Raw genomic sequence first — 17,304 nt, 5'->3', positions numbered from 1 at the left:
CAGGGTCCGCAGCGCGCGCTGCGTGGCCAAATTGCGACATCCACGAAGTTCGAGGCTCGAAGGGGTGAATAGCTGCTCCCAAAGGCCGTCCGATTCTCGCCCCGCCCAAGGGGAGAGTGGGCCCCCAAGGGGCGTATGCCGTTTCCGAGAAGCAGAGGATTCCATGAAGCTTGGTCTTTTCCCCGTCGCCATCGCCCTCTTCGCCGCAAGCGCCTCGATGGCGTGCGCGAACGCCATCAACACGGGCATCCCCGGCGGAGGCGCTGGCGGTGACGGTGGCGCCGACGCAGCCGCCGCATCGACGGGCGAGTCGGAGAACGATCCGCCGCACGCGCTCGGGATCATCTCCCTCGGAGAAGTGCACACGGCTGGCTCCACCTCCAGTTCCAGCCCTGTCGTCAGCGCTGGCTTCGTCGCCGACGCCGGTGCCGCCGCCGCCGAGGCCTGCGGCAAGACCGTTGACGGCTGCACCATCCTCGCGAAGGCCGACTGCTCGGGCGGCGACGCCGGCTACGGCTACGAGAGCGGCTGCGACGTCGGCGAGGTCTGCACCCTGGACGCAAACTGCAAGTCGGTGTGCAAGGCCGTCCCCGAGTGCAGTCCGTCGTGCGCAGAGGACGAGGAGTGCAAGCTCAGCGGCACCAAGTCCAAGTGCGTCGCCAAGGTGGAGTTCAACGCGGGCGTGATCACGCTGAGCGGCGACGGCGTGTCGAAGACCGTCACGCTGCGGCCTCCCTATTCCTACTCGGCGTCTGGTGACAGCCCGTTCGTTCCCGAGGGCGAGATCCAAATCTCGGCGTCGGGCGCGACGGAAGCCGGCTTCGAGAAGTTCAAGGACACGTTCAAGACGACAACGTTCATCCAGACCTCACCGGCGCTCCACAAGCTCGATCCCGCCGTCGTCTTCGAGGAGACGGGGCCGGTCCCCGTTGGCTGGAAGCCCGGCGCCGACGAAGTTCGTATTACCGTGAGCGGCAACAAGGGCTCCGCTGTCTGCGTCGGCGACGACGCCAGCGGCAAGTTCGACATCACGCGCAAGGTGATTCGGCAGGTCTGGGCCGACGACGGCTCCAGCTATGCGACGCCGTCCCTTTCGATCTCCGTGGGTCGTTCGAAGACCGAGGTCCGCAAGGACAAGAAGACGATGGGCGACATCGCAGACTTGCCCCCCGTCGGCTTCCTGCGGCTCTCCACGATGTCGACCGAGACGTTCACCGTCCAGGGCTGCGCGACAGGACAGAAGCGCTGCGCACCGACCAGTGGCGGCACCGCTGTCTGCACCAACGTCCTCTCGGACCGCTACAACTGCGGACAATGCGGCAAGGTCTGCCCGTCGTCGCAATATTGCTCGAGCGGCACCTGCTACTGAACGAATTGGTGGCTTCTTTGCGGCGATTCGGCGAGGAGCCGTGTTCTCAGCTACCCTTCGGGGGGTGAGGCGCGGCTCCTTCGCGTTGGCGTGGCTCCTGGCCATCGTTTTCGGCTCGTCGGCCGTCGCGGCGCAAGACTTCGACCCGCGCGGGCGGCGCCCCAAACCGGGCCCGGTTCGCCCGCAGCCGGGCCGGAAGCCGACCGACACGCAGCGCGCGCCGCGCCCCGAGGCGCCCAAGAAACCCGACGTCGCGGCGCCCCCCAACGAAGCCGGCCAGATCGATCGGTACACCGCCATCGTGCTCGCGCAGCCGGGCGCAGCGTTCCCGCTGCAGCGCCTCGTGCAGCTTTACCGCGAGCGTGACGGAAACCTCAAAGCGCTCGTCGGCGATTTCGAAGCGCGCGCGAAGCAAGACTCGCCGGCTCGTTACGCGGCGACGGTCGGCCTCGCAGGCATCTACAAGGTCGACGGGCGCGCCGACGAGGCTATCGCGGCCTTCGAGAAGGCGATCCTGCTCAAGGCAACGGACCCGGCGGCGCTCCTCTCGTTGGCGCGACTGCTCCAAGACCGGGCGAACGTGCCGGCGGCACGAGCGCGCTACGAACAGGCGTTGGTCCTTCAGACGGCGACGACTGATCGCGAGCAAACGTTGCGTGCGCTCATGACGTTGTCGCTCGACGCGAAGGACTGGGACGCGGCACGCGGGTACCACGAGAAGCTCGTCAAGTTGCAGCCCGCGAGCCTCTTCGTCCGCGGGGAGCTCGGGCGGGAGCTCTTCACGCGCGGCGAATACGAGCGCGCGGAACGCGAGCTCCTGGAGCTCGTCCAAGCGGCGAGCGGCGACAACCGCGCCCTCGCGCCAGCGCTCAAAGACCTCGGCCGCGCCCAGGCCAAGGCCCTGAAGCGCGAGGCCGCGCTCACGACGCTAAGACGAGCCCTCAAGACGGCCGGCAGCGAGGCCGCCGTGCGGTCCGAGATCTACGAAATCATCACGGAGGTCTACCGAGCCGAGCAGCGACTGCCGGAGCTCGTGAAGGAGCTCGAAGCGGAGCACCCGAGGGACTTCGCGAGGCTCTCGCTCCTAGGCGGCCTCTACGAAGAGACCGGCGACGCGCCGGGCGCCATTAAGACCTACAAGCTCGCGCTTGCCATTCAGCCGAGGCACGTCGACCTGCGCCTCAAGCTCGTGCGCTTGCTCCAATCGCAGGGCGAGCTCGACACCGCGATTCGCGAGTACGAAGGCCTCATTCGCGCCGCGCCCAACAATCCGCAGTTCGTCTTCGAACAGTGCGAAGCTCTCCTTCAGCGGGGCGACCGGCCACGCGCGCTGCGCCTTCTCACGGAGCTTGAGGCGCGCGCCGGGCACGACGAAGACGTTCTCGGTCGCCTCGCCGAATTTTATGGTCGCGTCGGCGAAGGCGAGCGCGCGCTGAAGATCCTCGCGCGCCTCGCTCAGGTGGCGACCAACGATCCGAGCCACCTGGTCGACCTAGGCGCGCGCTATTTCCAAGACGGCAACCACCAGCTCGCCATGCAAACATGGCGACGCATCCTGGTGACCGTGACACCGCGCGCGCGCGCCCTCGCCGCTTTTGGTGAAGTGTTGCTCGAACACGACATGTTGGCCGACGGCTCGCGGCGCTGAAGGAAGCGGTCCAGCTCGAGCGCGACAACGTGCAATACAAGAAGCAACTGGCGGCGGCGCACGAGCGCGCCAAGTCGTACCGTGACGCGCAGGGCCTGTGGACCGAGATCGGCGAACGCGCGCGGAAGCTCGGCGACAAGCTCCTCGCACGCGAGGTCCGCTCGCACCTCGTGACGCTCTGGGCCCTCGAGCGAAGCCTTGAGCATCGAATCCCGAACCTGGCGACGGCGTTTTCGGCGAAGCCGCCGGACCTCGAGGCGGGACGGACCCTCGCGGAGGTGCAGCTCCACCTGCGTCGCCTCGGCGATGCCGAGACCACGTTGCGGCGCCTCGTCGAGCTCGCGCCCGGCGACAGCGACGGGTACCTCGTCTTGGAGCGAGTCCTTTACCAAGCTGGCAAGAAGGCCGACGCCATCGCAGTGCTCGAGAAGCTGCTGGCGGTGGAGCCGAAACGCGCGCGCGAGGTCTATCAGCGCATGGCGCGCTACGCCGCGGAAATCTACCGCGACGACGACGCGGTGAAATACCTCGCTCGCGCCGTCGAGCTCAATCCCGACGACGCCGAAGGACACCGGCACCTCGCCGACATGTACCGCGCGAGGCAGAACGTCGAGCAGGCGATCCTCGAGTACCGCGCGGCCATCTCGAAGAATGAGCGGCTCTTCCTCGCGTATTTCGACTTGGCGGACCTCCTCTTGTCACGCGGGCAAACCGACGAAGCCGACCGGCTCTTCCGCCGCGTCCTTCGCTCGGCGCCCGACGAGGAGCTCGTCTCTCGCGCCGCCCGCCTCTCCATTCAGGTGAACCTCGGCCGCGGTTCGCTCGAGTCGCTGGAGCAAGACTTGCTCCCCATGGCCATCGGGAATCCGCAGAAGCTCATCTATCGACGGCTGCTCATGGAGGTCTACGGGAGCTTGACCTTCGGCCTCGTGGAGCAAGCCAAGAGCGGCGGCGACGCTGAGCGCGACGCCGCGCAAAAGGCGTTGGCGCGCATCGGCGCGCGCGCCATCAAGCCGCTCCTCGACGCTCTCGCATCAAACGAAGCCACTCAGCAACGGACCGCCATCGACGTCCTCTCTCACGTCGAGAACAAGAACGCGGCGCCGGCGCTCTTCGCGTTTGCGACGGGCGACGGTGACCTGGACCTGCGAACGCGGGCGATGGTCGCCTGCGGCATGTTGCGAAGCGCGGTGATGCGACCCAAGCTCGAGGCCTTCCTCCTGCCCGATGGCGCGCGCAGCGAAGAGGCGACGCCGTCGGATCGCGTGGCCGTCGCCGCCGTCTTCGCGCTCGCGAAGCTGGACGACAAGCGCGCCGGGGCTTCGCTGCGCATACTCCTGCGTCGCGGCGGGCCCGAGATGCGCGGCTTCGCCGCGTTGGGCTTGGGGGCGCTCAAGGAGCGCGCGGCCACGCCGGATCTCGTCGCCCTCGCGCGGTCCGTGGAGGTCGGCAGCGTCGCGCGAGCCGCCGCCGCTCAAGCGCTAGGCGAGCTCTCGCCGGAGGGCGAAGCGGCCTCCGTCCTCTTGTCGCTGGCCCAAGGCTCCGACGTCGTGGCGCGACAAGCGGCGCTGGTGGCGCTCGGCCGCGCCGCGGCCGCCAAGGGGGACGGCGGCGCGGGAACGAAGGCCGTCGTGGGCGCGCTCGCGGCGTCGCTCTTCGACGGCCCGCCCGGCGAGGGCGGCCGAAACTCGCTGCCGAAGGCTGCCGCGGCGTCGATGATGTTGCTCGCGTCGCCGGCGAGCGCGAAGAGGTCCCCCGCCGCGCTCGACCTCGTCGACGGTCGCGTCGACCTCGACGGGGTGCTCGCCCGCCTCATTCCAACGGAGTTCACGGCTGCCGAACGCGGGCGCGCCGTGACGCAATTCGGGGACGCCATCGCCGAGGCGGCCAGCGCGGCCCTTCGGACCTCTGGCGAGCGCGCCCTCTTGGTACTCGACGCGCTCTCGAGCGGCGACGGCTCGCTTCGTCCGTTCTTCTCCACGGAGCAGAGCGACGCCCTTGGCGCGGCCCGCGATCGCGCGCGGGCGATGGCCAAGGCGCTTGAGCCGTCGGTCGTCGGGCTCGTGCGACACCCCGAGCCGGCGGTGCGCGCGAAGGCCCTGCAGCTGCTCGCAGGCTCGACCTCCGACGAGGCGACGAGCGTGGTCTTGCGCGCCGCTACCGATCCCAACGAGGGCGTGCAACGCATGGCGCTCGCGGCCGTGGGTCGTCACGCATCGTCAGCGGCGGTGGCGACGTGCACGCGCGTCGTCGAGGGGAGCCCTTCGTGGGCCATTCGCGTCTTGGCCGCCGAAGCGCTGGGGCGCCTGGGGAAGAGCGGGGCTCCGAGCGCCGCGGCCACGCTCGAACGAGCGGCGCGCTCCGACACCTACGCGATCGTGCGCGAGGCCTCGCTGCGCGCGCTTGCCTTCGACGGAAAGACGCAAGAACGGCTGGCCCGCGTGATGGCGTCGTCGGACGCCGAGCCGCGCGTTCGCGAGACGGCCCGTAGCCTCCTCGGCAGGGCGCCGTGACGCGTCCCGAGTTGCTCGCGGGCGTGGCGGTCCTCGCGTCTCTATGGGGATGCCGCGATCTTGAGCGTTGGTCTTCCGGCGACGGACGCTACGAGGGTAGCGTCACCAACGCGTCGTTCGTCCGCGCCGGAATCGCCGAGAGCACGAAGATGTGCCTCACCTTCGACGCGAGCCACCTCGAGGATCGACCTGGCTCACTCACCTCCTCCGACGGGCGCTTCGCCGCCGCTCCCCTCGTGCCCATCGCTCCCTTGGCGCACGATCCGTTGGCGCTGTTGGCCTTTGGGGCGGACCGGAGCAAGAACCTCGTTTTTGCCGTGCGCGCTGAGAGCGACGCTGGCGCGTCCGATGTCCTGGCCATCGTGTCGTTGATGGACTCGGGCGACGCGGAGGTTCGCCTGCTGCGACCGTCGACGACCGACAGCGGCGTCTTCGCTGTCTTCGCGCTCCAGAAGAAAGAGGGGCCCTGCTCCTTTCGGTCGCCGTGATCGTCCTCGGACTCGAATCCTCGTGCGATGAAACGGGTGCCGCCGTCGTTGACGGTGACGGACTCGTGCTCTCCGACGTCGTTCAGAGCCAGGCGGTCCACGCCGAATACGGCGGCATCGTTCCTGAGCTGGCCTCGCGAGACCACACGCGCAACGTGATGCCCGTCGTCGAGCGGGCGCTGGCTGAAGCCCGCGTGAAGGTGGAAGACCTCGACGCCATCGCGGTCACCTGCCGGCCCGGCCTCGTGGGGGCCTTGCTCGTGGGGGTTCAAGCCGCCAAGGGCATGGCCTGGGCGAGCGGAAAGCCACTCGTCGGCGTGGATCATTTGCTCGGCCACTTGCTCGCGGTCTTTCTTCGCCGCGCCGGTGCGCCACCGCCCTCCGTACCGCGGTACCCCTTCGTGGCGCTCTTGGCTTCGGGCGGCCACACGGCCATCTACTCGGTGCACGCGCCCGACGCCGCCGCATGCACCGAGCTCGGTGCCACGCGCGACGACGCCGCCGGCGAGGCTTTCGACAAGGTCGCCAAGCTCTTGGGCCTTGGCTATCCCGGAGGCCCCGTTATCGATCGGCTCGCGGAGCGCGGCGACGCGGCTCGTTTCCGCCTCGAAGCGCCGATGCGTCACACGAAGACCTTCGAGTTCAGCTTCTCGGGCCTAAAGACGCGCGTCGCGCGCGACGTGGAGGCGCGCGGCTTGCCCAAGAGCGAGAGCGAGCTCCAGGATCTCTGCGCCTCGTTTCAAGCCGCCGTCACCGAGGTGTTGTCGGAGAAACTCGTGGCCGCGGCGCTCTCGGAGGGTGCCGTCGACGTCGTGCTCGCCGGCGGCGTGGCCGCCAACCGCGAGCTCCGTGCTCGAACGGCGGCGCTCGCTGCGAAGCACGGCCTCGTGGCCCACGTGCCACCGCCCGCGAGCTGCACCGACAACGCAGCCATGATCGCCTACGCGGGGCTTCAGGCTTTCCTGCGAGGCGAGCGCGACGGGCTCACGCTCAAGGCCACGAGCGCGACCTCGTTGGCGCGGGCGACGCGGAAAGGGCGCGGAAGACGCTAGTACTCGAGGGGCGGGTACAAGCCGCACAAAGTCCCCGGCGCGCGCATCCGAGTGTGGTAACTCGGCGCCATGGCTTTCATCGAAGACTTCAAGAAGTTCGCGTTCAAGGGCAACGTGGTCGATCTCGCCGTGGGCGTGATCATCGGCGGCGCCTTCGGCAAGATCGTCTCGGGCCTCGTCGACAACCTCGTCATGCCGCTCGTGTCCATGGCGCTGCCAGGGGGCAACTGGCGCGAGGCGGCTCACGTCTTGAAGGCGATGCCCGACGCCAAAGACAACGTCGCGCTCAAGTACGGCGCGTTGCTCGGCTCCATCGTCGACTTTTTCGTGGTCGCGCTGGTGCTCTTCCTCGTTGTCTCGAAGATCGTCAACGCGAAGAAGCCGCCGGAGCCGCCGCCGGCCAAGAAGCCGGAAGAGAAGATGATCGAGCTGCTCTCGGAGATTCGCGACGGCCTCAAGCGCTGAGCGCCGCGCTGCGAACGCGCAAGAAGGCCGCGCCTCCTTTTGGAAGCGCGGCCCTTCGTGCTTGCCGCAGGCGTCAGTGCTTGCCGTGTTTGCCGTGGCCGCGCTTGGCGACGGCGCCTGGCTTCGCGTCCTTCTTCTGCGGCGCTTCTTTGCCCGCCGACGGTGACGCGAGGACGATCTCAAGCTGATCGCCCTTGGCCCTCACGAGGTAGTTCGGGACGCCGTCTTTGAAGGTGACCGACAGCTCGGCGCCACCTTGGTCGTTGGCGACCTTGATGGCCCCGATGCGCGCGTCGCGGGCCGCCAGCGGGGCGGCCGGCTCGAGGGAGCGACGACCGGGGATGTGGACCGTGAAGCCCGTCGGTTGCTGCGCCCCTTGGATCTTGTCGATGGCGCCGTCCATCTTGAGACGCAGCAGGTTGCCGCGGCTCACGTGCCCGTTGGCGAAGGGCGTGACCTTGATGGGCTTCTTCGAGGCGCTCTTCGTCTCGTGCACGGCGGACGGGCGCTCGTGGGTCGCGGGTTCGGTCGCGACCGGCGGCGGCATGGCGCCCGGTGCGGGGCCCGACGTGACCTCGATGGGGCCGCTGACGGGAACCGGCGCGGGACCGGGCGGCAGCGCGACGGGCGCGGCGACCGGCGCGGCTGCCGGGTCTGGCGTCGCAGGCGCCGCCGCCGTGTTCGCGGCGGTGGCTTCGGGAGTCGCACTCTTCTTGTTGAGCGCTGCCGCACCGATGGCGATGAGCAAAACGGCGCCGACACCGATCGCGGCGACCTTCTTCTTGTCAGACATGATCCCACCGAGCTGCGCCGTAGCGTGCTCCGTCGGTCCCATGGATTCGCCGCGCACGACTTTGCGGCCCGCCGTGTGGAGGCCTCCGCCGGGCGCCGGCGCCGTCGTGCGCCGGATCGGCGAAGCGTCGCCGCTTCTGCGCGCTTTGGCCTTTTCGACGAGCAGCATCGTCGCGGTCCGGGCGCGCTTGGCGAAACGTTCAAGGGCCGGCGTCACCTTCGACGCGGCGCGGGCCACCGGGCCCTTCATGCGGGCGCTCGCTTCGAGCTCCTCCCGCATCACGTCATCGGCGGCGGAGGACGATCGGGCAGGCGCCTGGACGCCCGGCTGCGGCTCGGAGATCGCCACGTCCGTCTCGTGAGCCGCGTGCTCCTCGCTCACGTTGTAAGCGGCGTGCATCTCGTTGTGGGCCGGATCAACGGGAGTGTCGGTTCCATTGTGTTGCGTGTCGGCCATGGCACTCTCCTCCGCTTCGCAGTCGCGATCGCTCTGTTCGTACTTGAGGGACACAACGAGCTGCGGCACCCGCGAGCTCGGGTCAACTTCGACATCGACGCGATCGATGAGAGCCGGTCGCCGGCTCCCACTCTCCGCGTCTTCAAGGTCGATGTGCTTTCCGACCTGCAAGAACGCGAGGTCGCTGCCGACGGTGAGGGCAGAGCGGTCGGTCCCGCGAACGCGCGCCCGCATCGGCGCGCCGAGGCCGTCGATGTGAAGGCGCACCTTCGCGCCCGGCACGCGCAGACGAGCGCGGTCGGTCATGCGCTCGAGAGCGGCGGCGCTCTCTCGGTCGAGGTCCACGAAGCGGAGGCCGAACTCGCCGCCGCGCCCGGCCTCTTTTTGCCAGACGACCTCACCGGTGGCGACGACGGTCTCGCGCCCCGCTTCAAAGCGGCACGAGAGCGCCTGCCCGACCTCCGGGAGATACGCCGTGCGCAGGTGCATGCCCGTCCCCGAGACGTCGACGGCTTGGGCTTCGAAGGGCGGCCCAAGCTCGCCGCCGACCTCAACGACCCCGTCGAAGGGAATGCGGGTCGTTAGCCGCGCGCGCTTCGCCTCGGCGGCGCCTGCCTCGTTGTCCGCCGTGTGCTGCTCCTCGTTGTGCTCCAGGCTCGACATGGTCGCCTCTCTCCTCGCGGCACCACTCGCGCGCTCGCTCGCGCGATGGGGATCCGGACCGTCTGAGGTTCGAATACGGAGGATGAGCGCGCGGGGCCAAGTTTTGCGCTTGGAGCGGACCCGCGCGAATCGCCCTACGTGATGTCAGCGCGCGGAGCGGCGCGCCTTGACCTTGGTGAGCGAGGTCTTCTTCGCCGTCACCTTCGTCGCCTTCTTCACGCGCTTCGCGGCGCTGCCGGCCTTGCGCGGCGACGGGGCCGCGACCTTTGTCTTCTTCGCCGCCCGCTTCGCCTTCGCCTGACGCTTCTTGGCCTGCGCCTCGAGCCAGGCCCTCGCCCGCTTGATGTAGAGCGCAGCGTTCGGCGTCTTGCAGGCGGTAGCCCCGTGGTCGACATCCACCTTGCCGATACGCGCTGCGGCGCGAGTCGCCAGCTTCGCGAAGGCGGCGTTCCGGATCCCGATGGCGATCAACGCCGCGTTCATGGCGTCCTTGGCGCGATTCGGCGCGCTCCCGATCTCCCGCTCGATGCGGGCGATGAAGGGCTCGAAGAACGCGTCCGTGAGCGACGGATCGCGCGTCAGGAGCGCCAACGCATGCCAGCCGGCGCGCAGGGTCCACTCACCCTTCGACGCGAGCCACTTCTGCGCGATGGTCTTCGCGTGCGGCGACGCCGTCGCGAGCTTCGCGAGGGCGTCGGCGCCGACGTACCAGTCGACCTCCTTCGCCCAGGCGTCGAGCAGCGACGGCGTCATGACGTTCGGGTCGGCGACGCGAGTCGCCAGGAGGCGGGCGTCGGCGTTCTTGCTCTTCCAGAGGGCCGCCGCCAGCTTGGCGTCGCGGCCGAGCTCTCTGGCGAGCCCATCGAGCGTGGCGAAGCCGACGCCGAAGACGTCGCCCTTGGCGCCGTGGCGGCGGTAGACGGCCCGGTTCTGCTCCGTGCCCGCGGCCGCGAGCGTCTTCATCGCTTGGGCGAACGACAAGGTCATGGCATCCGCCAGAATGGCACGATCCGCGCCGTTCTTGCGCCTTTTCAGCGCTTCTAGAAGAAGTACGCGTGCTCCGGATTGCTGGCCAAGGCGAACTCCGCAGCCCCTACCAGCGAGTCGGCATATTGGGGCCGCGACGCAAAGTGCCGTGAGAGCGCGAACGTGCCCGACGACACCTCGTCGCCGGTCGGCGCGCGATGAAAGAAGCGCTGGATCACGACGACGACGAATTGCGCGTTCGTCAGGCCCACCGTGGTCGTCTCGAGCTCGGGCGCGCGCACGAGCTCATGCAGCAGGGTTATGCGGGGCTTGCCCTGGTCGATCTCGAGCGCGTGGAGCACCAACTCGTAGCGCTCCGGCGCCCTCCCGTACGCGAGCTCGTAGGCCCGGCGAACCACATCCGCGACGGTGATGCCCGGTGCGACAACACGCGCGCACGCGGGCGGCAGCGTGTCGACCTCCGGCGCACCCGCTTCGGGGGCCGCGACGCTCGCGGCGCTGGTCTCGCCTGCGGCATCGACGGCGCCCGGGAGCACGGACGTCTGTGTCTCCGGTGGGGGCGCGGGACGTTCGGCCGCGGGCACGTCGTAGGGTAGGTCCGGCAGGGTCTTGCCGGAGCCACACGCAGAGAGAAGCAGTGCCGTCGCGACCGAAACCACCGTCGGAGCCTTCTGCATCGATGCGCTGCGGAGCAACGGGCGCGCCAGGGACCGCGAGATCGAAGCGCGCCTTTTCGCGGCACCTCGCGCGCGCTGCGCCGACGGATGGATCGGCATGGGTCCCATCGGGATCCCCGTCGACCCACGGAACACGATAAAGGCCCGCCATGGGCGCCTGGCGAGCCCTGGTCGGGTTGGGCTCAGAGCGGGATGTTGGTGTGCTTCTTCGGCGGGTTTTGGTCCCGCTTGTCCTTCAGGAGCTCGAGCGCGCGGTGGAGCCGCTGCCGGAGCGTGCGCGGGTAGATCACTTCGTCGACGAAGCCGAGCTCGGCCGCCTTGTAGGGGTTGGCGAACTTTTCTTTGTAGTCCGCAATGAACTTGGCGCGCGTCTTCGCGGGGTCGTCGGCCCTGGCGATCTCACCTTTCCGGATGATGTTGACCGCACCGTCGGGCCCCATCACGGCGATCTCCGCCGTCGGCAGGGCGAGGTTGACGTCGGCGCGAATGTGTTTCGACGCCATGACGTCGTAGGCGCCCCCGTAGGCCTTTCGGAGAATGACGGTGACCTTTGGCACGGTCGCCTCGGCAAAGGCGAAGAGGAGCTTCGCGCCGTGTTTGATGATGCCGCCGTATTCCTGCGCGGTGCCGGGCAAGAAGCCGGGGACGTCGACGAGCGTCACGAGCGGCACGTTGAAGCAGTCGCAGAAGCGCACGAAGCGCGCGCCCTTCATCGACGCGTCGATGTCGAGGACGCCGGCTAAGACGTTCGGCTGGTTCGCGACGATGCCGACGGGCCGACCGCCGACGCGGGCGAAGCCCACGACGAGGTTCGGCGCGTAGTCCGGTTGGATCTCGAAGAAGTTGGCGTCGTCCACGACGGCGCCGATCACGTCTTTGACGTCGTAGGGCTTGTTGGACTCGACGGGGATCATCGTGTCGAGCTCGGGCACCTCACGTGTCGGCGGATCTTGGCTCGGCCGAAGCGGCGGATCTTCCCGGTTGTTGGAGGGTAAGAACGAGAGGAGCTCGCGCACATGAGCGAGGCACGTCCGGTCGTCGGGCGCCGTGAGGTGTGAGACGCCACTCTTGGCCGCGTGGGTGTGGGCGCCGCCGAGATCTTCCTTTGTGACCTCCTCGTTCGTCACGGCCTTGATGACCTCGGGCCCGGTGATGAACATGTAGCTCGTGCCTTCGACCATGAAGATGAAGTCGGTGATGGCCGGCGAATAGACGGCCCCACCGGCGCACGGGCCCATGATGGCGCTGATCTGGGGCACGACACCGCTCGCCATGGTGTTCCGCAAGAAGATGTCTGCGTAGCCGGCGAGCGATTCGACGCCTTCTTGGATGCGCGCCCCGCCCGAGTCATTGAGGCCGATGACCGGCGCGCCGACCTTCATCGCGAGGTCCATGACCTTGCAGATCTTCTGTGCGTACGCGCCCGAAAGAGAGCCGCCGAAGACCGTGAAGTCCTGCGCGAAGACAAAGGCCTTGCGACCGTCAATGGTGCCGTAGCCAGTGATGACGCCGTCACCGAGGACCTTCTGGTCTTCCATCCCGAAGTCGGTGCATCGGTGCGTGACGAAGCGCCCAATCTCGATGAACGACCCCGGGTCGAGCAGCAGGTCAACTCGCTCCCGGGCCGAGAGCTTGCCGGCCTCGTGCTGCTTCTGGATGCGCGCCGCGCCCCCACCTTCGAGGGCCTTTGAGTTGAGCTCATCGAGACGGCGGACGAGCGCTTCTCGCGACGGGGGTGCGGGGATCGACGGCGAGGTTTCAGCCATACCCAGCCTCCTACTAGAACCGGCGCGGCGGTGGAACCACGTCAGCCGATGAGTTTTTCGCCGCGGTCCAGAAAGCTCTTGCGCGACGACGACGGGACGTGTTGCGCGAGGCCCGCGAGGAGTGTGCGCACGTGGACCTTGAGGAGCAGCGGTCCAGTACGAACGGCCGCGAGCTCTTCGGCGAAGACGACCTTGCCGATGGGACCGACGAACTCGACGAACAGCTGACCCAAGGAGCTGATGCGCTTGTCGTCGATTTGATCGGGCATCGACCGATAGGGTTCACTGGTGGGCGGCGGCGCGGAGGGAGAGGGGCGCGCTGGCGCCGCCGGGGCGGCGAGCGCACCGCGGACGACGCGGTCAAGCTCCTTGCGGACCCGGGCCCGGAGATCATCGCCCTGGATGTGTTGCAGCAGCGCCTCGCCAACGGCGAGAGCGACCGACGAGCTCGACATGCCACCATGCGCCTTGATCTGCTCGTCGAGCAGCATCGGCGCTAGCGGTCCCAACTGGCCGGCGAAGAGGCGCACGAGCTCCTCTCGCATCTTCGCCTCTCCGATGGACCGCTCGTTGCTCCCTCGCAACGGCGGCAACGGCGACTTGGCCGCCGGTGACGACGGGCGGTCAGACCGCGACGGCGGTGACGAGCTCGACTCGGGCCCGCGGCCGGGCGCCGCCCTCTGGCTTGGCGTGGAAGGGCGGTCCGTCGAAGCGTCAGGGCTTGAGGAGCGCTCCTTCGACGCCGGCGAGGAGGTCGACGACGGAAACGAGCCTCCCGACGGACGGTCTTTGGGCGCCGCCGCCGCGCCGCCCGACGGCCTCTCGCGCGAGGCCTGAAAGGCGCTCGCCGACGGCGACGGGTCGGCGCCCGAGAGCGAAAGGGCTCGCTGATGGAGGGAGATCTTGAGGGCGAGCCCCTGGAGCGCCACGCGGACGTTGACGAGGTCGGCCTTCGCCTCGCACACGACGATGGCAAAGTGGTTGCCGTAGCGGCGCGCGAGAAGGCGGGCACCGTTCTCGAAGCGCGCCGAGAGCGACGGTCCGTCGCTGTCGCCCATGAGCGACGAGGAGACATCGTAGACGTCGCGCGCAGCCGCTTCGAGTGGCGCCGTATCGCTGCCATCGCGGAGCCACGAGACCAACGGCGCGTGCGCCGCGATGTCGATGACAGCGCAGCCGCGCACCTCGGCGATGCGGGTCAACTTGTCGAGGAGGTCGATCATCGGGGATTGTTCAGGAGCTCGCTCATGGTGCTGAGCGTGCTCTCGAGGTCGCGGACTTCACCGCCGAGGAGCGCGACGACGCGTCTTTGATCGGTCGCGTCCACGAAGGCGCTCGCGCCGCGCCCGACGACGCCAACAGCCGCAACACGACCTAGACGGAGCGAGCGCCCGACGCGGTCGAGGGTGCGGACGGCTCGGTCTACCTTCTGCGCGAGCGCGGACACGTCGTCGCCACCGATGCCCTGCGTGGCCACGCCGCGTTCGTTGATCACGACGGCGGTGCGCAAGTCAGGCACCGTCCACGCGATACGTTGCAGATTCTCCTTGTCCATCGAACGCCGGCGCCCCCTAAGCCTCAGTGCGAGAACAGCAAGTGTACCGCAAGGATGCGTTGGCTCTGCTCGAACGTGCGTCCCCCGCCACTGCGCGGGGGTAAGACGCGGTAGGCGTCGCCCCCACGCTCCTCGTTCAAGCCTTCTTGAGGCGGTCGAGCGCGAGCCGAACGCTGGTCTGGAGGCGGTCGATGGCCCGGGCCAAGGCGCCGATTTCGTCGGAGCGTGACGTCTCGTCGATGCGCGCCCCGACCTCACCGCGGCTGATCTGGTCAGCGACCGACGTAAGGTTTTGAATCGGTCGCGTGAACCATCGCGAGACGATGAGCGACATGAGCGTCACGAGGAACGCGGCGACGGCGAGGAAACGTTCCGCGGCGTCGGTCGTCGCCTGAAGCGACGCGTAGGCCTCCTCCTTGTCCTGCTGCGCGATGATGGTCCAACCGTGCTTCGTCTGGCCGGCGTAGGCGACCACGTCTTTGCCTTGGTCGTTGAACATGACGGGCATCTTGTCGCCGCGGCGAAGCGCCACGTACGCGGGATGCTCGCTCAGATCCTTCTGTTCGGTCGTGTATTCGCTGTTCGGATGCGCGGCGACCTTGCCGTCGCGATCGAGCATGAACGCGTAGCCCGTCTTGCCGAACTTGGCGTTGGCGATCTGCGCCGAGATCATCGTCAACTCGGACGCCGTGGCGAGACCGCCGATGATCGACTGATCCTTGCCCTTGACGGGCACCGCGACGATGAGCGCCGGCAGCTTGGTCGTGCGCGAGATGATGACCTGAATGCCGGTCTGCCCTCGCATGGCGTCGCGGAAGTAGGGACGGTCACCGACCATCAGGAGCTTCGTGTCGTCGCTGCGCACCGTCTGCCAGCCGTCGGAGCCGCGCATGAAGTACGTGGCGCGGAGGTAGTCGTGCGACGCGACGATGGACTCGAGGATCGACTTTCGCGGATCGCCAGCGATGGGCGTCGGGTCTTTCGACTCGCCCTTCTTGTCGTCCTTGGCGTCCGCCTTCTTGGGCTCCTCGGCCTTCTTCTCGACCTTCTTGTCATCCTTGTCGGCGGCCTTGGCGTCGGGCTTCTTGTCGTCTTTGCCGGCGGGCTTGCTGAGGTCGGCCTTCTCCTTGGCCTTCGCGTCGCCGGCGACCATGTCCGGCTGCACCGCGCCCTGCGTCAGCGAGGCGGCGATGTTGTCGACCCAAAGCTCGGTGTAGTTGACGATGGCCGACGACACCTTGCCGAGGCTGTCGTCGATGCTGCGGCTGATGAAGCCAACACCCTGCTGGTACGAGGCGTAGCCAAGCAAGCCGACGGGCGCGAGCGCGATGATCATCATCACGAGCCACAGTCGGGCGAAGATCCCGAAGCGAACCTTCTCTTCCATTTCGCGCCTGCTTCCCCTCAGCTCCCGTCGGGAGCACCAGTCTCGTGTTCACGGCTCGATGTTTGGCGGGGCTACGCCCCGCGAGCCGGCCCAATCTATCCGAGCGAACGACGACGGCGGCACAAATCGAGCGCGCCTTTCCTCAGCGACACCTCAGCCGCGCGCGACGTGACGTTTGTTCATGCGTCGCGTCGGCGTCGCCCTGCCGGTCGCGCGGTCGGTCGCGTCAGGCGCGACGAATGCGAAGCAGCCCCTCTTGCGCCGTGGTGGCCACGAGCTTCCCGTCGGCGCGAAAAATTCTTCCGCGCACGAGGCCCCGCGCGCCCGTCGCGACGGGGCTCTCCATGGCGTAGAGGTGCCAGGCGTCGACGCGCGGCGCTTCGTGAATCCACATCACGTGGTCGAGGCTCGCCGCCTGCACGCCGGGCGTGAGCCACGTAACGCCGTGGGGAAGGAGCGCCGTGCCCAGGAACGCGTAGTCCGTCACGTAGGCCAAGAGGGCCGTGTGCAACGCGGTGTCGTCGGGCAAAGGACCGGCAGCGCGAAACCACAGGAGCCGCGACGGGGGGCGCTTCGTGCCCTCCTCCGCGGGTGACTCCACAGCGCGCACATCGAAGGGTCGTTCGCGGAGCGCGCGCTCGCGCATCTTCGGCGGATAGGTCGCGACGCGGGCGGCGAGTCGCTCGAGCTCCGTCGGCAAAGACTCGGGCGGCGGCGCGGCGGGCATCTCGTCTTGATGAACGAAGCCGGTTTCGGCGCGCTGAAACGACGCCGCGAGGTTGAAGATGGGTCCCGCCGCCTGACTCGCCACCACGCGCCGCGTGGTGAAGGCGCCGCCGTCGCGGATTCGCTCGACGGCGTATTCCACCGACTGCGCCACGTCGCCGCGCTCGAGGAAGTAAGCGTGCAGCGAGTGCATGGCGCGCTCGGTCCCCACGGTTCTCGACGCGGCGAGGACCGCTTGGCCGAGCACCTGACCGCCGTAGACGGTGCCCCAGCCGAGGTCTTCGCTGCGGCCGACGAACCGGTCGCCGGCTCCATCCGCCACGCGAAGGAGCGCGATCAACTCGTCGAGCGGGGTGGTCATGCCGAGCGAAGTGGCGAGAAGTGAACTACCGCTTCTTGATCGACTGGATGAGCATGCGTCCGTCGGACTCTTCCGTGAACGAGAAGTCCACGGAGTCGGCCTCCTTCAGACCATCGAGGACCGACGGCTGCGCGACAGCGAAGGGCATCGTCATGGCCTTCATGTAGCCAGGGATGTCCTCGTGGGCGATCTTCACGGTCTTCTTGCCTTCGCCGAAGGCTTTGATGACCCCCTTGGCCTGGTAGACGTTGGGGCGAGCCGCTGAAGCCGCCGGTCCCGCCGTGTCTGCGGAGGCGTTGCGGTTGCAGCCGAGCGCGGTGAGCGAAAGGCCGATGGCGACGGGTGCGATGACGCGGGCGAACATGGGCCCGACCATAGCAAGAAGGTCACGCGACGGC

Annotated in this window: 15 protein-coding genes; 6 read left to right on the top strand and 9 right to left on the bottom strand. The window is 68.4% G+C overall.

Translation table 11 applies throughout. The annotated features are described in order from the left end of the window. The first annotated feature begins 163 nt into the window (after nt 1–163). The 6 genes from IPG50_22750 to mscL all read left to right on the top strand — a co-directional run bounded on the left by IPG50_22750 (nt 164) and on the right by mscL (nt 7,535). Nucleotides 164–1,369 carry a hypothetical protein gene (locus IPG50_22750; GenBank protein MBK6695004.1) on the top strand — a complete coding sequence of 402 codons (1,206 nt, stop codon included), beginning with the start codon at nt 164–166 and terminating at the stop codon, nt 1,367–1,369. A 64-nt stretch (nt 1,370–1,433) separates the two neighbouring features. After that, nucleotides 1,434–3,017, top strand: a complete 1,584-nt coding sequence (locus tag IPG50_22745) for a tetratricopeptide repeat protein (GenBank protein MBK6695003.1) — start codon at nt 1,434–1,436, stop codon at nt 3,015–3,017. A 29-nt stretch (nt 3,018–3,046) separates the two neighbouring features. After that, nucleotides 3,047–5,530 (top strand): HEAT repeat domain-containing protein, encoded by a 2,484-nt coding sequence (locus IPG50_22740; GenBank protein MBK6695002.1) that lies wholly within the window; start codon nt 3,047–3,049, stop codon nt 5,528–5,530. Next, complete coding sequence (locus IPG50_22735) at nt 5,527–6,018, top strand: hypothetical protein (GenBank protein ID MBK6695001.1); 492 nt, start codon at nt 5,527–5,529, stop codon at nt 6,016–6,018. The genes IPG50_22740 and IPG50_22735 overlap by 4 nt, the downstream gene beginning before the upstream one ends. Further along, on the top strand, nt 6,015–7,070 hold the full coding sequence (tsaD, locus tag IPG50_22730) for a tRNA (adenosine(37)-N6)-threonylcarbamoyltransferase complex transferase subunit TsaD (GenBank protein ID MBK6695000.1): 1,056 nt from the start codon (nt 6,015–6,017) through the stop codon (nt 7,068–7,070). Before IPG50_22735 ends, tsaD begins: the two co-directional genes overlap by 4 nt. 69 nt (nt 7,071–7,139) lie before the next feature. Further along, nucleotides 7,140–7,535 carry a large conductance mechanosensitive channel protein MscL gene (gene mscL, locus IPG50_22725; GenBank protein MBK6694999.1) on the top strand — a complete coding sequence of 132 codons (396 nt, stop codon included), beginning with the start codon at nt 7,140–7,142 and terminating at the stop codon, nt 7,533–7,535. 73 nt (nt 7,536–7,608) lie between these two features. Here mscL and IPG50_22720 read toward each other — a convergent pair whose 3' ends face one another. The 9 genes from IPG50_22720 to IPG50_22680 all read right to left on the bottom strand — a co-directional run bounded on the left by IPG50_22720 (nt 7,609) and on the right by IPG50_22680 (nt 17,270). Beyond that, on the bottom strand, nt 7,609–9,447 hold the full coding sequence (locus IPG50_22720; protein ID MBK6694998.1) for a PilZ domain-containing protein: 1,839 nt from the start codon (nt 9,445–9,447) through the stop codon (nt 7,609–7,611). Between the two features lie 144 nt (nt 9,448–9,591). Beyond that, nucleotides 9,592–10,410 carry a DNA alkylation repair protein gene (locus IPG50_22715; GenBank protein ID MBK6694997.1) on the bottom strand — a complete coding sequence of 273 codons (819 nt, stop codon included), beginning with the start codon at nt 10,408–10,410 and terminating at the stop codon, nt 9,592–9,594. A gap of 77 nt (nt 10,411–10,487) precedes the next feature. Continuing rightward, complete coding sequence (locus IPG50_22710; protein ID MBK6694996.1) at nt 10,488–11,093, bottom strand: hypothetical protein; 606 nt, start codon at nt 11,091–11,093, stop codon at nt 10,488–10,490. Nucleotides 11,094–11,293: 200 nt separating this feature from the next. Beyond that, nucleotides 11,294–12,877 (bottom strand): acyl-CoA carboxylase subunit beta, encoded by a 1,584-nt coding sequence (locus IPG50_22705; GenBank protein ID MBK6694995.1) that lies wholly within the window; start codon nt 12,875–12,877, stop codon nt 11,294–11,296. Between the two features lie 41 nt (nt 12,878–12,918). Next, nucleotides 12,919–14,100 (bottom strand): hypothetical protein, encoded by a 1,182-nt coding sequence (locus IPG50_22700; GenBank protein ID MBK6694994.1) that lies wholly within the window; start codon nt 14,098–14,100, stop codon nt 12,919–12,921. Then, nucleotides 14,097–14,432, bottom strand: a complete 336-nt coding sequence (locus IPG50_22695; GenBank protein MBK6694993.1) for a hypothetical protein — start codon at nt 14,430–14,432, stop codon at nt 14,097–14,099. Before IPG50_22695 ends, IPG50_22700 begins: the two co-directional genes overlap by 4 nt. Before the next feature lie 136 nt (nt 14,433–14,568). Continuing rightward, nucleotides 14,569–15,819, bottom strand: a complete 1,251-nt coding sequence (locus IPG50_22690) for a cache and HAMP domain-containing protein (protein MBK6694992.1) — start codon at nt 15,817–15,819, stop codon at nt 14,569–14,571. Between the two features lie 226 nt (nt 15,820–16,045). Then, nucleotides 16,046–16,906: an acyl-CoA thioesterase II gene (locus tag IPG50_22685; GenBank protein ID MBK6694991.1), complete on the bottom strand. Its 861-nt coding sequence runs from the start codon at nt 16,904–16,906 to the stop codon at nt 16,046–16,048. A 25-nt stretch (nt 16,907–16,931) separates the two neighbouring features. Continuing rightward, nucleotides 16,932–17,270 (bottom strand): copper-binding protein, encoded by a 339-nt coding sequence (locus IPG50_22680; protein MBK6694990.1) that lies wholly within the window; start codon nt 17,268–17,270, stop codon nt 16,932–16,934. Nucleotides 17,271–17,304: the final 34 nt, after the last annotated feature.

The organism is Myxococcales bacterium, assembly GCA_016703425.1.
GTDB lineage: Bacteria > Myxococcota_A > Polyangia > Polyangiales > Polyangiaceae > JADJCA01.
Note: the sequence above shows the minus strand (reverse complement) of the source record. Positions and strands in the feature narration are given on the sequence as shown.

Excerpts from the sequence above, each read along its gene's own strand:
- IPG50_22695 (MBK6694993.1), bottom strand. The coding sequence starts at position 14,432 with ATGGACAAGGAGAATCTGCAACGTATCGCGTGGACGGTGCCTGACTTG.
- IPG50_22720 (MBK6694998.1), bottom strand. The coding sequence starts at position 9,447 with ATGTCGAGCCTGGAGCACAACGAGGAGCAGCACACGGCGGACAACGAG.
- mscL (MBK6694999.1), top strand. The coding sequence starts at position 7,140 with ATGGCTTTCATCGAAGACTTCAAGAAGTTCGCGTTCAAGGGCAACGTG.
- IPG50_22715 (MBK6694997.1), bottom strand. The coding sequence starts at position 10,410 with ATGAAGACGCTCGCGGCCGCGGGCACGGAGCAGAACCGGGCCGTCTAC.
- IPG50_22700 (MBK6694994.1), bottom strand. The coding sequence starts at position 14,100 with ATGATCGACCTCCTCGACAAGTTGACCCGCATCGCCGAGGTGCGCGGC.
- IPG50_22690 (MBK6694992.1), bottom strand. The coding sequence starts at position 15,819 with ATGGAAGAGAAGGTTCGCTTCGGGATCTTCGCCCGACTGTGGCTCGTG.
- IPG50_22750 (MBK6695004.1), top strand. The coding sequence starts at position 164 with ATGAAGCTTGGTCTTTTCCCCGTCGCCATCGCCCTCTTCGCCGCAAGC.
- IPG50_22680 (MBK6694990.1), bottom strand. The coding sequence starts at position 17,270 with ATGTTCGCCCGCGTCATCGCACCCGTCGCCATCGGCCTTTCGCTCACC.
- IPG50_22685 (MBK6694991.1), bottom strand. The coding sequence starts at position 16,906 with ATGACCACCCCGCTCGACGAGTTGATCGCGCTCCTTCGCGTGGCGGAT.
- IPG50_22705 (MBK6694995.1), bottom strand. The coding sequence starts at position 12,877 with ATGGCTGAAACCTCGCCGTCGATCCCCGCACCCCCGTCGCGAGAAGCG.